The sequence below is a fragment of the Streptomyces sp. MUSC 14 genome, from assembly GCF_001866675.1.
Classification (GTDB): domain Bacteria; phylum Actinomycetota; class Actinomycetes; order Streptomycetales; family Streptomycetaceae; genus Streptomyces.
Genome location: NZ_MLYN01000007.1, coordinates 55,851 through 68,276, shown reverse-complemented (window position 1 = coordinate 68,276; position 12,426 = coordinate 55,851). Strand labels below are relative to the sequence as shown.

Genomic DNA, 12,426 nt, shown 5'->3' with positions numbered 1-12,426 from the left:
GTGGTGTGGATCAGCCCCGTGGGGGCTGAAGAGATCTCGCTAGCGGCCGTTGGCCTTGAACTTGGCGACGTGCCGCTCGCCCCTCTGCCTCGCGAGGAGGCGGGTGGGGTCCGTGAAGCCCTCGGCCCCGCAGGTGCAGCAGTACCGGTATCCACGGCCGCGTGCGCCGGACATAACGAAGATGCTGTGGCTCTTACCGAACACGTGGTGCCCTCTCCGAGGTGGTCGGGGTGGTGGTGCGTGCCCGGGGCTGCATTCGATGCAGCACCGTCACGGCCGGTCCGGGGCTGGGCGGTCAGCGCTCAACGACGGCCCTGGCCATGTCGCGGTGACGGATGCTCACGCGGTGCCCGGCGGCCGTCAGCCGCTCGGCCAGTGCGAGAGCGAAGGTCGGGGCCCGGTGTCGGCCGCCGGCGCATCCGTCGGCGACGGTCACGGTCCCGGCGCTGGGGCCGGAGGCGAACGCGTCGACCGCCGTGGCGGTGGCTTCCACCAGGTCCGTGATGCCGGGCGTGCCCAGCACCGCAGTGCGGACCGCCTCGTCCTCGGCGGTCATGTACCGCAGGTCCGGCGAGACGTGCGGGTCACGGAAGTGGTGGCGCAGGTCGATGGTGAGGTGCGCCGCCGGGGGCGCGTCGTGCAGGTAGCCGAACGAGACGATCTCGACAGTGCTCATGCGAACTCCAGACGAAGTGGCCGGTGATGCGTGCCCCGGCCGGGAGTCGAACCCGGCCTGCGACCATCGGGGCTTCCGGGTCAGCGGTCCCGGCGTTCCAGCTCGCGAGCAATGTCGTTCTGCGCGTTGATCGCGCTGAGCGCGTTGTGGCCCCCGGCGCGCTCGCTGCTGATCAGGTCGTACTCGCGCCGCAGGTCGTTGCTGGTGCGGCCCTTCATCCGGTCGTCGGAGGCGGCGGCGGAGGCGCTGTCACGGAATCGCATGAGGTTCTCCCTTTGGAATGTGAGCGGCCCGCTGGTCAGCGGGAGTACCCCGGCTTGCATTCGAGGCGTAGGCCCGAGATCGGCCGGGCCGGGGCTGTAGAGGTGGTGGGTGTTACCGAGGCTGCTCGGTCAGATGGGCCGCGTCCTCGTAGGCGGTGCGGATCTCCTGCTGCTGCCAGGCGAGCTCAGCCGCGGCCGGAGTGGGGTCCTGCCGGCCGAGGTCGGCGGCCCACGCGTCCGCGCTCGCTTCCAAGTGCCAGGCCGCCGGGTCGGGCGCCATCAGCGCACCTCCGCGTGCGGGTGCGGGCGAGGCGGACGTACTGGAAGCGGCGGTTTCGCCTTGGTGTGCTCGGTGTCAGCCATCAACGACCGCCCCGCGCACGGGCGTTGTCCTCACTGCGCTTGTTCGCCTCAGCGTTCTTGCGCGACAGGTTGTCGCGCTCCTTGTCTGTCAGACTGGTGACCACAGGTTCCTCCAGATCAGGTGCCTGTACGCGGTCCCCCGGGTCGCACCCCGTGGGGACCGCTCTGGTTCCTCATCAAACGGGCAGGCCACCGACGCGACGCCCAGCGCCCTGCCCGCATGACGAGTGACGGGAAGCCCGTCACTGTCTCTCGCGGCTCCGTACGCGCCTTATTCCCTTCGCTTGGTCGGCGCGCGGTCACCACGGCCACTCAGTCGTCACTCGCTGAGTGGATGCTCCCTGGATGCCATGGGCTGGGTGCGGCCCAATCACCGGGATCCCCGCCGATCCGGTCCCTGGGTCTACGCCCGAGGGTCAGACCAACGGCTTAGCCGATGACACCGATCAATCCGTGAAGACGACGGACTTCTACGTCTCCCCTGCCGCTCGGGCCGCGTGTAAGCGGGTCCGACGGGGTCCTTCGTGGTGCGTTCTTGCAGGTCAAGCACTTGCTGATACAGCCGGTGAAGCCCTTGCGGCCTTGCGTTCCGGCGATGAGTTCAGATTGACCCAGGTCAATCTGAATGTCAAGAGGGTTCGGCTGGAGGGTGAGAGATTGACCTAGGTCCGGTTACTCTCGGGGGTATGGATCAGAGCCCCGAAGTGCCCAAGCCCACGCCGACGGCCAAGGAGATTGCGGCGCAGTTCCGCGAGAAGATCACGGGCCCCGATCGCGAGTACGACGCAGGGGACCGGTTGCCGGCAGCCCGCGCGCTCGCCAAAGAGCTTGGTGTGCAGCTCATGACTGTTCAGAGCGCGTACGGTCAACTCCGTGACGAGGGGCTGATCCTCAGTCAGCAGGGACGCGGGACGTTCGTCCGTGATCCTGCGGCGCCCCTTGGCACCGAGCCAGGAAGCAGCCCTGCCTTCGCGGCTTTGGCCACGGAACTCAGCACGATCCATGACGCTCTCCATTCGCTCGGGGAGCGGCTTGATCGGCTTGAGCGACTTGTGGGTAGCGAGACTCCACCTTCGCCGTGAGTTCTTCCGCGCGCCTCAGCAGTCGTTCGACCTTGAGGCGTGCGTCCCCCAAACTCGCTTTGATCAAAGCGAGTTCAGCAGGAGTCATGCATTCCAGCTCGCCGCTTCGCTCATTGATCCCTGGCATGCCAATGAGCATGTAGCCGTGAACGGCAGAGGACCCGGACAGACTGTCCGGGTCCTCTTTCTTCACAGGTCAGGAGGGTTGACGGCCCGCTACCTGGTGACCTCATCCACGGCGTCCAGCACTGCCCCCCACGGGAGTTCGCGCCCCGCCGGCGCTTCGCGCGGCTCGTACAGCGGCCACACCTCCGGGCCGTAGATGACACGCACGCCCCCCGCCCGAAGGGTGTCGATGTGGTGCTGCCATGCCGGGTGGCGGGCGTGTGCAGCGTTCACCCGAGGGAAGACGACGACGGGCAACCCGAGGGTGCCGATCGCCTCGCCCACCTGAGTCAACGCCTGGTTGTCCATCAGTCCCGTGGCGAGTTTGGCCACCATGTTGGCTGATGCGGGGGCCACGACGTAGCAGTCGACCGGCGGGTGCGGTCGTGCCTCGCCAGGCAGGCGCGGTTCATCGCGCACGGGTAGGCCGGTCAGCTTCTCCAATTGCTCGACCTCGCCACTCATCCGTAGCCACTGACCTGCGGTCGGCGTCAGAGTGACAGCCACCTGCCAGCCGCGTTGCATCGCTGGCTCAACCAGGCCGGTGCGCAGCGCCTCTACGCCTCCGGCAGCCGACCCGACGACTCCGAGCACTCCACGCTTGCCTGAACTCACTGCACCGCCCTGCACCGTTGAGCCATCACGAACACTTCGGACGATCGCGAGCCGCCGGTGACTGGTGATTGCTTGATGAGATCCCGCAGCGTCTCGCGAACCCTCGGATTGTTGCGCACGAGCTGCGGAGATGTGCGCTCAGCAGTACGCAGTTCCGCGAACGCCTCATCGCCTTGTCCGCTGAGCGACAGGGCGCGCGCGAAGTCGATACGGTGCGACACGCTGCGTTCCTGCGGCATGTGGTCGACGTTGATCCGACCGTGTTCCACCACGTACGACACGTTGTCGAGGTCCAGCTCAACCGACAGACGGTGAAGCAGGACGTTCGTGGGGCCGAAGCCGGTCTGCCAGTAGTTCTCATCCGAGCCAAGGTCATCCGCGAGTTCCTCGGCTCGATCCAACAGGCGGGTTGCGGTGGGCCGGTCCTGGTGGCGTGCCGCTGCGACAGCCGCCCGCAGGTGGATCATCCCCAGCAGACTCAGCGCCGCAGGGTCGTTGTCGGTCACCCGAGACGAGAGCCAAGCGGCGGCCGTGTCGCCTAGTTCCAACGCGTCGTTGTACCGGCCATTGGCCAGCAGGGCGTGCGTGCCGGACCGTGCGGCGGACGCCAGGACGAGCGGGTCGTCAGACTCGTCTGCGGCACGCATCGCGCGCTCGGCAGCGAGCCACGAGATATCCGATTCGCCGACCTTGGCGAGGGTCGTCGCTGCGAGGTGGTGGGTACGGGCTGACACCGCCCAACAGTCGCTACGGTCGTCACCGTGGCGAGCCGCTCGCTCCTCCAGCTCCTGAGCTGTCTGTAGAAGGGCCGGAAGAGCCGTGATGACGCTGCCGAGCCGGCCGCCCTGATAGTCGTTCCATGCCTGCTCCACACGCACGGCGACAGGGGCAGGTGTAGGAAGTTGCACCTCGGCTTCCGGACCGAAGAGCAAGCGTGACAGCCGACGCGGGCTCATGAGCGCGTCGCGTACGGCCGGCACGTCGTCCTGGTGCCTCTCGTCCTCCATGAGCACGGTCTGACCGAGCAGGTCCCCGAGAGGGACGCGCAGGATGCGCGACAGTTCCGCCAGCATGTCGATACGGGGCGGCTTCCTACGTCCTGTCTCGATCTTGGCCAACCAGTCGGTACTTCGTCCGACCAGTCCGGCCAAGACCTCTTGCGTGTAGCCACGGCGCTTGCGGTAGAACGCGATCCGCTCGCCGATGCTGAGGTGATCTCCGAGACCACGCATTGCCTGCTGCCTCCTGCTGGTTGGGGGCCAGTTTCACGGTACAGAGCCAGTGATGATGGGGGTAGTTGGCCTTGTTCACCACCAGCGCCAGCACCAGCGTGAAGGACCCATAGCAAAGAGACCCGGACACAATGTCCGGGTCTCTGATCTCGTGTTTTTGCGGATCTACTAGATCCAAATGTCAAGAGCGGATCCAAATTCCCCGCCCGTCGTCTTGCGTAGATTGGCGTGACCGATAGCTGTTCCGATGGCCGTGTTGCTGCAATTTTGAAGTGTTCTCTCCTGGTATGCGTCTATCACTTCTCCCAGCGCAGCACTATGCTTCCGCATTTCACTGAGAATTACATCTCCGTCTACGGGGCGAGCGCTAAGTGTGCGCTGCAAGAGCTCTTCGTATTCAAGAAGATCACTGTCTGACAGCAGAGCATGCAGACCCTCACTGTCAACCGCGTTAATCTGGAATTTTGCGGGATCTCTAAGACTTCTGATTACCGCGCGAGTTCCTTTCAGCTTGTTTATGATGAACTCTGGCCCGTCTTCTGCTGCTCCGCTCGGCCCACTTGGTGCCGAGCTGATATCGACACCTTGAAAAAAGAGTCCCGGGTAAGTCCTCTGTAGGACCTGGGGGATTGGAGCTGATCCCATTGAGATTGTGATGCATCCGAGTGCCGCCAGGTACTGAACGTCCGAGCCTGAAAGGCGCACCATATCGTCCCTCATAGGATCTAGGTAGCGAGAGAGATGCTGGTATACCTGCTCATAGTGGCCAACCTGGAGAATCCTGAGCTGCTTGAAGACAAAAAGAGCACTTAGTGCTGCAAATTGACTCCTAGTGAGTTTCTGCGCCGTTGAAATCGCGGCACTCAGGGCGAGGCTGACGGTGGTTCTACCTGTTCTTGCGGTTCGATCCACCAAAATATCTACAAGCACCTCGCCGAGGTCTCTATCGCCGCTTCGTGCGAAACCTGCCTGCGCCTCTAGTATGTCTGACTGTACGCCCGGATCTTCGATGTTCTCGACTGCCTCGGGCTCCCTCTCGTGGAGTTCACTCAAGTAGTTCAGAGTGAATTCATCAGCCCGTTCAATCGCTATACGATGTGCATTCTGTGACAGCTTTGCGAAATTTTCTTTGAAGACGTCCATGGCAATAGCTTTGGCGTCGTCGTAGCTTACGCCGAACTGCGCTACTTGTGCTTGGATATTTGTCGAGCTGTCGCCGCCGCGCTGCTTCTGTCGCCAGATCAATGGTACCTGCCAATACTTTTTCTGTTGGTGCAGCAGTCCCCGCTTGGTTATATTTGCCAAGGTGGCATACTTGCCGCTTCGAGGCACATGGTCTGTGTCAGTTGGTGCATACATGCGGCTGGCGATCCGATCTCAGCTACTCGCACTCATACCGCCGCCCGTTCTAGCTGATCCAAGTACCGATGTCACCCGGGAACCCCTTGCCGTAAAGTTGGCCACAATACGAGTGGGCAATAGCAATACCTGAAATCGTGAGCTCCAGACGCGACATTCCGAGCTGCGTCCATTTTCGAACCAGCTCTCTCCCGTGGGGGACGGCTTGTGCGAGGTCGTTAATGATCTCGGTATTGCCAATGAGATCTGATTTCATCAGTGAAACGAGGGTTTCCGTGTCGGCCGACTGGAGGCCGGCTTTCTTCGCTAGCTCGCGAGCCTCTTCCTCGGTCTGAGCATTAACTTCAAATGGTCCGGGGCCACGCTCAGATGGAACGAGGAGGGGCTCCTCTGATTCAACCTTCAGAAACTCTGATATCTCACGGCGTGATCGTAATTGCCCCCTCTGTAATAGGCCGGGGCTGCCATCCTTGATGGCCTTGATAACACTGACGGGCTCGATGTCATGGATTGCACAGCCGGTCGCCAGTAAGTACTTCGCGTCAGAGCTAGAGAAGTCCAAGTCTTTGACTAGGGGAGGGAGGTGGATTCCCCACGAGTCACGCAGCTCCTTATAGCTCCTGGTTCGATAAGTAACGTTGCGGAAGTAGAAGAGAAGGCTGACCAATCTCAAGTGGCGCAGTGTCAACTTCTGGGCAACGCGGATCGCCTCATCAAAAGCGAGTTGTTTGATGTCTCGGTTGATCACGCCGGTACGCTGAACAAGCAACTCTACGAGAATTATCCCCAAATCCTCATCGCCGCTACGTGCGAACCCGCATTGCGCCTCCATGACGGCCGACTGGACACCGGGATCCTTGATATTTTCAAGAAGACACGGATCTGTTCCGACTATTTCGGCGAGATAATTAACTGTGAACTCTTCGAAGCGCTCCTTGGCGAGCTCGTACGCCTCCCGTGAGTAACTGGAAAACCTCTCCTCGAATAGCCTGCCGCAAATATGTTCTACATCTGCGACCCCAACACCAATGCTGATATTCTCCGCTTGAATTAGAGCACTGTTGCTTCCCGCGCTCTGCTTTAGCCATTTCTTCAATTAACGACCCATTCTGTTATCATTGCCGAATTTAATATCACCCGAAGCTTGAATGTTCGTTGAATTATCGCCACTTCTCTGGCTCATCCGGGTGGTCGCGGCAGGTCCCGATCGGGCGCCGCCTCGCGCTTCCATTGTCGAATAGACAGAAACTCCAAGGCCGAGAACTGTGACAAAGAACCCTGCGATGCCTGTCACCTGGTTTGCCTTGTCTAGTCCAATGTTGATCAGGTACGCCCCGAACCCTGCCAGGGCCACGCCGGTCACGACCAGTGAAATCCATACATTCCGCCGTTGTTGTGGTGTCACAACGACATTGTGGACGTGCCGAGGTCCGAGTGAGGCTGGTACTCAGAAACTGAGCAAGTCAGGGGGCGACCTGAGCAAGGCCACAAGGCGGCTGGGCACGCTTGGGGGCAGGGTTTGCCGGGCCGTCTGTGGGCCGTCGAAGGGCGGCCCAAGGTGACCAACGACGGCCAATGACGACCGCTCGGCACCCGGCCAACCCTGCGCTGACGGCGATCACGCGAGGTCGCCGCGAGCCGTCGTCACTTCCTGCGCAACAAGAAGTCCGAGTGGGAGGAGTACCGCTCGGAGGTCACCGCGTTCGAGCTGCGGAAGAACCTGCCGGTGCTGTAGGGCCGCGCGGCGTCACGGGGGGCTGCCGGGTCGTGTCCCTCGTGGTGGTGGGAGCCGGTCACGGCCTGCCAGCCCCGCTTCGGAGCCGATCCGTGACCTGGGGATTCCGCCGCATTGCTCGGCTACGCCACGAGAGGGGACACCATCGCTGCCGGCACGGGTGCTGCGAGGTGTCCGGCCCGGCGGCCGCCATGGCCGTAACTCGGCCGTCGGCGGGCCGAGTTGACGGTACGACGCCGGGGTGACTCTCCGGCGCGGTCCGGCTACGGTCGGTCGTTCGCGTCCCCCGGGCCGTCGTGGATGCGCCGAGATACGCTGGGACAAAGGTGTTCTGCCCTCCCGGCCCCACCGGTCCCCGCCGTGACGGGCGGGGCGATCGTCCCGCGTGGGCCGGTCCTCCGTAGGTCGGTTCTCATGGACCTCAACACCATCACCCACGTAGTCCGGCGGCCCTCCGAACAGCCGGGCGCGGACTGGCGTGAGGGGGACGCCTGGCTCGCCGGGGGCACCTGGCTCTATTCCGTGGAGCAACCGGACCTGAGCCGGCTGATCGACCTGACCGCGCTGCGCTGGGAGCCCCTCGTCCAGAGCGAGCAGGGCCTGGAGATCGGTGCCACCTGCACCATCCGTGACCTGTACGCCCAGACCTGGCCCCTGGACTGGACGGCGGGCATCCTCTTCCACGCGGCCTGCGAGGCCTTCCTGTCCTCGTTCAAGGTCTGGAACGCGGCGACCGTCGGCGGCAACATCTGCATGGCCCTGCCCGCAGGTCCGATGATCACGCTGGCCGTGGCGCTGGAGGCGCGCTGCGAACTGTGGGCTCCCGACGGCTCCCGGCGCTTCGTCGACGCCCTCGACTTCGTCACGGGCGAGCACCGCAACATCCTCACGCCCGGCGAGATCCTGCGCCGCGTCACCCTTCCCGCACACGCGCTGCGCAGACGCACCGCGCACCGCCGCTTCAGTCTGACCCGGCTCGGCCGTTCGACGGTGTTCCTCGTCGGCACCCAGGGACGGGGCGGGACCGACCTGTCGCTCACCCTCACCGCCGGCACCACCCGGCCCGTCCGCCTCGACTTCGCCTCCGTACCCGATGCCCGGACCCTGCGCCGCCGCATCGACGCCCTGCCGGCCGACCTCTGGTTCGCCGACGCCAACGGCACCCCCGAGCACCGCCGCCATCTGACGTACCACTTCGCCGAGGAGATCCGCCGCGAGCTCACGGCTGGGGACCTGCCATGACCTTCCTCGTGAACGGCCGGACGTTCGACCGGGAACCGGCCCCCGGCCAGTGCCTGCGCACCTTCCTGCGCGAACTCGGCCACTTCGGCGTCAAGAAGGGGTGCGACGCGGGCGACTGCGGAGCCTGCACGGTATGGCTGGACGGCGACCCCGTGCACAGCTGCATCACCCCCGCGTTCCGGGCGGACGGCCGTGCGGTGACCACGATCGAGGGCCTCGGGCGGCCCGGCGCACCGCATCCCGTGCAGCAGCGCTTCGAGGACGCCCCGGGATTCCAGTGCGGCTTCTGCACCGCCGGGATGATCATGACGTCGGCCACCTTCACCGAGGAACAGAAGGCCGATCTGCCCCGGTCGCTGAAGGGCAACCTCTGCCGCTGCACCGGCTACCGGGCGATCGAGGACGCCGTGAAGGGCGTCGGCGCGGTGGAGACGGCCACGCCCGGCAAGACCGTCGGGACGAGCGTCGGCGCGCCCGCGGGCCACGACGTGGTCACCGGCCACGCCGAGTTCACGATGGACACGCACATCGACGGCATGCTGCACCTCAAGGTGCTGCACTCGCCCCACGCGCACGCCCGGATCGTCTCGATCGACAAGAGCGCCGCGCTCGCGGTGCCCGGCGTGCACCGCGTCTACACCTGGCAGGACGTGCCCCGTAAACGCTTCACCACGGCGATCCACACCGACCACCTGGTCGACCCGGACGACACCCTCGTCCTCGACGACACGGTCCGCTTCGCCGGCCAGCGCGTCGCCGCGGTCCTGGCCGACACGGTCGGCGCGGCGGAGGAGGGCTGCCGGCGCCTGGCCGTGGAGTACGAGGTGCTGCCGGCGGTGTTCGACCCCGAGGCGGCGATGGCCGACGGCGCGCCCCGACTGCACGGCTGCGACGACCCGTTCGTCCGCGACCCCGAGCACAACATCCTGCTCGAACTGCACTCCCACGTCGGCGACGTCGACGCCGGCTTCGCCCAGGCCGACGTGGTCCACGAGGGCACGTACGTCTCACCGCGGGTGCAGCACGCCCACCTGGAGACCCACGGCGCGATCGCCTGGCTTCAGGACGGCCGGCTGAACGTCCGCACCAGTTCGCAGTCGCCGTCGATCGCCAAGGTCAAACTGGAGTACCTCTTCGCGCTGCGGCCCGACCAGGTGCGGGTGTTCTGCGCACGCGTCGGCGGCGGATTCGGCGGCAAACAGGAGGTGATAGCGGAGGACCTGGTCGCGCTCGCCACCCTCGACACCGGGCGGCCCAGCTGCCTGGAGTACACCCGCGAGGAGGAGTTCACCACGGCCTCGCCGCGGCACCCGATGACCCTCACGGTCAAGCTCGGCGCGAAGGCGGACGGCACGCTCACCGCCGTCCAGGTGCGCAACGTGTCCAACACGGGCGCCTACGGCAACCACGGCGGCGAGACGCTGTACGCGGGCGGCGCCGCCGTCATGGTCTACCGCTGCCCCAACAAGAGGTACGACGCCTACTCCGTCTACACGAACACCGTGCCGAGCGGCGCCCTGCGCGGTTACGGGATGACCCAGCCGGCGTTCGCCGTCGAGTCGGCGATGGACGAACTGGCCCGTGCCCTGCACCTCGACCCGCTCGAACTGCGCCGGCGCAACATCGTGCGGCCGGGCGAGCCCCTGGTCGCCCTGCACGACGGCCCCGACGACGTGGTCTTCACCGAGGACGGCCTCGCGCGGTGCATCGACCTGGTGGGCGACGCCCTGGCCCGTACGGCCGACCAGCGGCCCCCCGGCCCCGAGTGGCTCGTCGGAACCGGCGTGGCGAGCTCCCTGCACGAGACCGCGCCTCCGACCGAGCACCTCTCCGAGGCCTGGGTGACGCTCGGCGACGACCTCGTCTACGAACTGGCCGTGGGAACGGTCGAGTTCGGGGAGGGCACCTCCACCGCCCATGTCCAGCTCGCGGCCGGTCAGCTGCGCACGACACCGGCGCGCATCCGTCTGGTGCAGTCCGACACCGACCGCACCGGATTCGACACCGGCGCCTTCGCGAGCGCGGGCCTGTCCGTGGCCGGCAACGCCGTGCTGCGCGCCGCCGGTGCCGTACGCGACCGCATCCTGGAGTTCGCCGCGGCGCACACGGGCGTGCACGTCGTGCTGTGCTCCATGGACGACGACGGGGTCGTCTGCGGGGACCGGCGGGTGTCGCTGGCCGAGCTCGTCGCGGCGGCACGCGCGCGCGGCATCCGGTTCACCGCCGCCCGCAAGGCCTACGGCTCGCCCCGCAGCGTCACTTCCAACACCCAGGGGTTCCGGGTCGCCGTGCACCGGGTGACGGGGGAGATACGGATCCTGTACAGCGTGCAGGCGGCGGACGCCGGAGTGGTGATCAACCCCGCTCAGGTCCGCGGGCAGGTGGAGGGCGGGGTCGCCCAGGGCATCGGCTTCGCACTCACCGAGAACCACCACGTCGACGACCACGGCGTCATGACCAACCCCAGCCTGCGCAACTACCGCATCCCCACCTACGCCGACGTCCCCCGCACCGAGGTCATCCTGGTCGGTTCGGCGGACTCGGTGGGGCCGCTGCACGCCAAGGGCATGGCGGAGTGCTGCATCAACCCGGTGGCCCCCGCGCTGGCCAACGCCGTCCACGACGCGACCGGCGTCCGCTACCGCGCGCTGCCGCTCACCCCGGAACGGATCTACGGCCGACTCCAGGCACAGCAGTCGGTGGCGGCGGGCCGAGCACCATGAACACCGCGAAGAACGCGGCCGCCGCGGCCACGGCGATCATCGGTCAGAAGGTCCTGCCCGGGGCTGAGGAGGACTTCGCGTCCTGGCAGGCGGACCTCAACACCGCGGCCGCCTCCTACCCCGGCTTCCTCGGCGCCGAGACCTCCCCGCCGACACCGCTGCAACCCGACTGGGTCGTCGTGTACCGCTTCGACTCGGTGCCGCATCTGCAGACGTGGATCAACAGCGCGACCCGGCAGACGTATCTCGACTCCGGTGCCCCGTACTTCGACGGCCCGGCGACCCAGCAGGTGGTCAGCAGCGGCACCCGGACCCCCGACCCCCTCGTGACCGTGGTGGTCACCCACCGGGTCGCCCCGCGTCACGTCGAGGAGTTCCTCGACTGGCAGCACCGCATGACACAGGAGGAGAGCACGTTCGAGGGGTTCCGCGGGACCGAGCTGTTCCGCCCCGTCGAGGGCCTCCAGGAGGAATGGACCACCCTGTACCGCTACGACAGCGCGGAGCACCTCGACGCCTGGCTGACGTCACCCGAGCGGCAGCGGATCCTGGCCGAGGGCGGGAAGTTCGACGACTTCCGGCTGCGCACGATCGACAACTCCTTCGGCAGCTGGTTCGCCTTCGAGGGCGGCGGCAAGCAGACACCGCCGCCGCCCTCCGGGACGAAGACCTCGCTCGCCGTCTGGGTCGGCCTCTACCCGACCGTCGTGTTCCTGACGCTCGCCCTGTTCCCGCTGCACCTGCCGCTCTGGATCGGCCTGCTCGTGGGCAACCTGCTGTCGAGCTTCCTCATGAGCTTCCTCACGATGCCCTACTACGTGAACCCGCTGCTCGGCCGCTGGCTGCGCCACCCCGCGGCCGAGCCGTCGCGCGGAGCCGACATCCGCGGCCTGGGCATCGTCGCGACGGCGATGGTCTTCTGGGCCGCCGTCTTCTACCTGGTCACCGTCAGGTTCTGGACGCTGCCCTGA

Annotated in this window: 12 protein-coding genes and 1 pseudogene; 5 read left to right on the top strand and 8 right to left on the bottom strand. The window is 66.0% G+C overall.

Annotation, left to right across the window (positions count from 1 at the left end):
* Nucleotides 1–39: 39 nt before the first annotated feature.
* The 4 genes from BIV25_RS52315 to BIV25_RS50735 form a co-directional block, all read right to left on the bottom strand.
* The gene (locus BIV25_RS52315; protein ID WP_256255514.1) at nucleotides 40–174 is read right to left on the bottom strand and encodes a hypothetical protein; all 135 of its coding nucleotides are present in this window, start codon (nucleotides 172–174) and stop codon (nucleotides 40–42) included.
* 121 nt (nucleotides 175–295) lie between these two features.
* Nucleotides 296–676, bottom strand: coding sequence for an RNase adapter RapZ (locus tag BIV25_RS01545; RefSeq protein WP_071370252.1), 381 nt, complete (start codon nucleotides 674–676; stop codon nucleotides 296–298).
* 80 nt (nucleotides 677–756) lie between these two features.
* Nucleotides 757–939 (bottom strand): hypothetical protein, encoded by a 183-nt coding sequence (locus BIV25_RS01540; protein ID WP_071370251.1) that lies wholly within the window; start codon nucleotides 937–939, stop codon nucleotides 757–759.
* Between the two features lie 112 nt (nucleotides 940–1,051).
* Complete coding sequence (locus BIV25_RS50735; protein ID WP_177235123.1) at nucleotides 1,052–1,219, bottom strand: hypothetical protein; 168 nt, start codon at nucleotides 1,217–1,219, stop codon at nucleotides 1,052–1,054.
* Between the two features lie 769 nt (nucleotides 1,220–1,988).
* Between BIV25_RS50735 and BIV25_RS01535 the strand changes: the two genes are divergently transcribed.
* On the top strand, nucleotides 1,989–2,384 hold the full coding sequence (locus tag BIV25_RS01535) for a GntR family transcriptional regulator (RefSeq protein WP_071370250.1): 396 nt from the start codon (nucleotides 1,989–1,991) through the stop codon (nucleotides 2,382–2,384).
* 216 nt (nucleotides 2,385–2,600) lie between these two features.
* Here BIV25_RS01535 and BIV25_RS01530 read toward each other — a convergent pair whose 3' ends face one another.
* From BIV25_RS01530 to BIV25_RS50205, 4 genes are all read right to left on the bottom strand, one after another.
* Nucleotides 2,601–3,164: a flavoprotein gene (locus BIV25_RS01530; RefSeq protein WP_256255513.1), complete on the bottom strand. Its 564-nt coding sequence runs from the start codon at nucleotides 3,162–3,164 to the stop codon at nucleotides 2,601–2,603.
* On the bottom strand, nucleotides 3,161–4,396 hold the full coding sequence (locus tag BIV25_RS01525; protein WP_071370248.1) for a helix-turn-helix domain-containing protein: 1,236 nt from the start codon (nucleotides 4,394–4,396) through the stop codon (nucleotides 3,161–3,163). The genes BIV25_RS01530 and BIV25_RS01525 overlap by 4 nt, the downstream gene beginning before the upstream one ends.
* 168 nt (nucleotides 4,397–4,564) lie before the next feature.
* On the bottom strand, nucleotides 4,565–5,755 hold the full coding sequence (locus BIV25_RS50210) for an LPO_1073/Vpar_1526 family protein (protein ID WP_371272977.1): 1,191 nt from the start codon (nucleotides 5,753–5,755) through the stop codon (nucleotides 4,565–4,567).
* Nucleotides 5,756–5,804: 49 nt separating this feature from the next.
* Nucleotides 5,805–6,851, bottom strand: coding sequence for an LPO_1073/Vpar_1526 family protein (locus BIV25_RS50205; protein ID WP_143076564.1), 1,047 nt, complete (start codon nucleotides 6,849–6,851; stop codon nucleotides 5,805–5,807).
* A gap of 552 nt (nucleotides 6,852–7,403) precedes the next feature.
* On the opposite strand from BIV25_RS50205, the pseudogene BIV25_RS54170 reads away from it, so the two are divergent.
* From BIV25_RS54170 to BIV25_RS01505, 4 genes and pseudogenes are all read left to right on the top strand, one after another.
* Nucleotides 7,404–7,490: pseudogene (locus BIV25_RS54170) on the top strand (glutamine synthetase); the annotation flags it as partial.
* Between the two features lie 414 nt (nucleotides 7,491–7,904).
* Entirely contained in the window at nucleotides 7,905–8,732 is an 828-nt protein-coding gene (locus BIV25_RS01515; protein ID WP_071370246.1) for a xanthine dehydrogenase family protein subunit M, read from the top strand.
* Nucleotides 8,729–11,455, top strand: coding sequence for a molybdopterin-dependent oxidoreductase (locus tag BIV25_RS01510; protein ID WP_071370245.1), 2,727 nt, complete (start codon nucleotides 8,729–8,731; stop codon nucleotides 11,453–11,455). Before BIV25_RS01515 ends, BIV25_RS01510 begins: the two co-directional genes overlap by 4 nt.
* Nucleotides 11,452–12,426 carry an antibiotic biosynthesis monooxygenase gene (locus BIV25_RS01505; RefSeq protein WP_071370244.1) on the top strand — a complete coding sequence of 325 codons (975 nt, stop codon included), beginning with the start codon at nucleotides 11,452–11,454 and terminating at the stop codon, nucleotides 12,424–12,426. Before BIV25_RS01510 ends, BIV25_RS01505 begins: the two co-directional genes overlap by 4 nt.

Coding starts and splice junctions, on each gene's coding strand:
- BIV25_RS52315 (WP_256255514.1), bottom strand. CDS start 174: ATGTCCGGCGCACGCGGCCGTGGATACCGGTACTGCTGCACCTGCGGG.
- BIV25_RS01545 (WP_071370252.1), bottom strand. CDS start 676: ATGAGCACTGTCGAGATCGTCTCGTTCGGCTACCTGCACGACGCGCCC.
- BIV25_RS01540 (WP_071370251.1), bottom strand. CDS start 939: ATGCGATTCCGTGACAGCGCCTCCGCCGCCGCCTCCGACGACCGGATG.
- BIV25_RS50735 (WP_177235123.1), bottom strand. CDS start 1,219: ATGGCGCCCGACCCGGCGGCCTGGCACTTGGAAGCGAGCGCGGACGCG.
- BIV25_RS01535 (WP_071370250.1), top strand. CDS start 1,989: ATGGATCAGAGCCCCGAAGTGCCCAAGCCCACGCCGACGGCCAAGGAG.
- BIV25_RS01525 (WP_071370248.1), bottom strand. CDS start 4,396: ATGCGTGGTCTCGGAGATCACCTCAGCATCGGCGAGCGGATCGCGTTC.
- BIV25_RS50210 (WP_371272977.1), bottom strand. CDS start 5,755: ATGTATGCACCAACTGACACAGACCATGTGCCTCGAAGCGGCAAGTAT.
- BIV25_RS01515 (WP_071370246.1), top strand. CDS start 7,905: ATGGACCTCAACACCATCACCCACGTAGTCCGGCGGCCCTCCGAACAG.
- BIV25_RS01510 (WP_071370245.1), top strand. CDS start 8,729: ATGACCTTCCTCGTGAACGGCCGGACGTTCGACCGGGAACCGGCCCCC.
- BIV25_RS01505 (WP_071370244.1), top strand. CDS start 11,452: ATGAACACCGCGAAGAACGCGGCCGCCGCGGCCACGGCGATCATCGGT.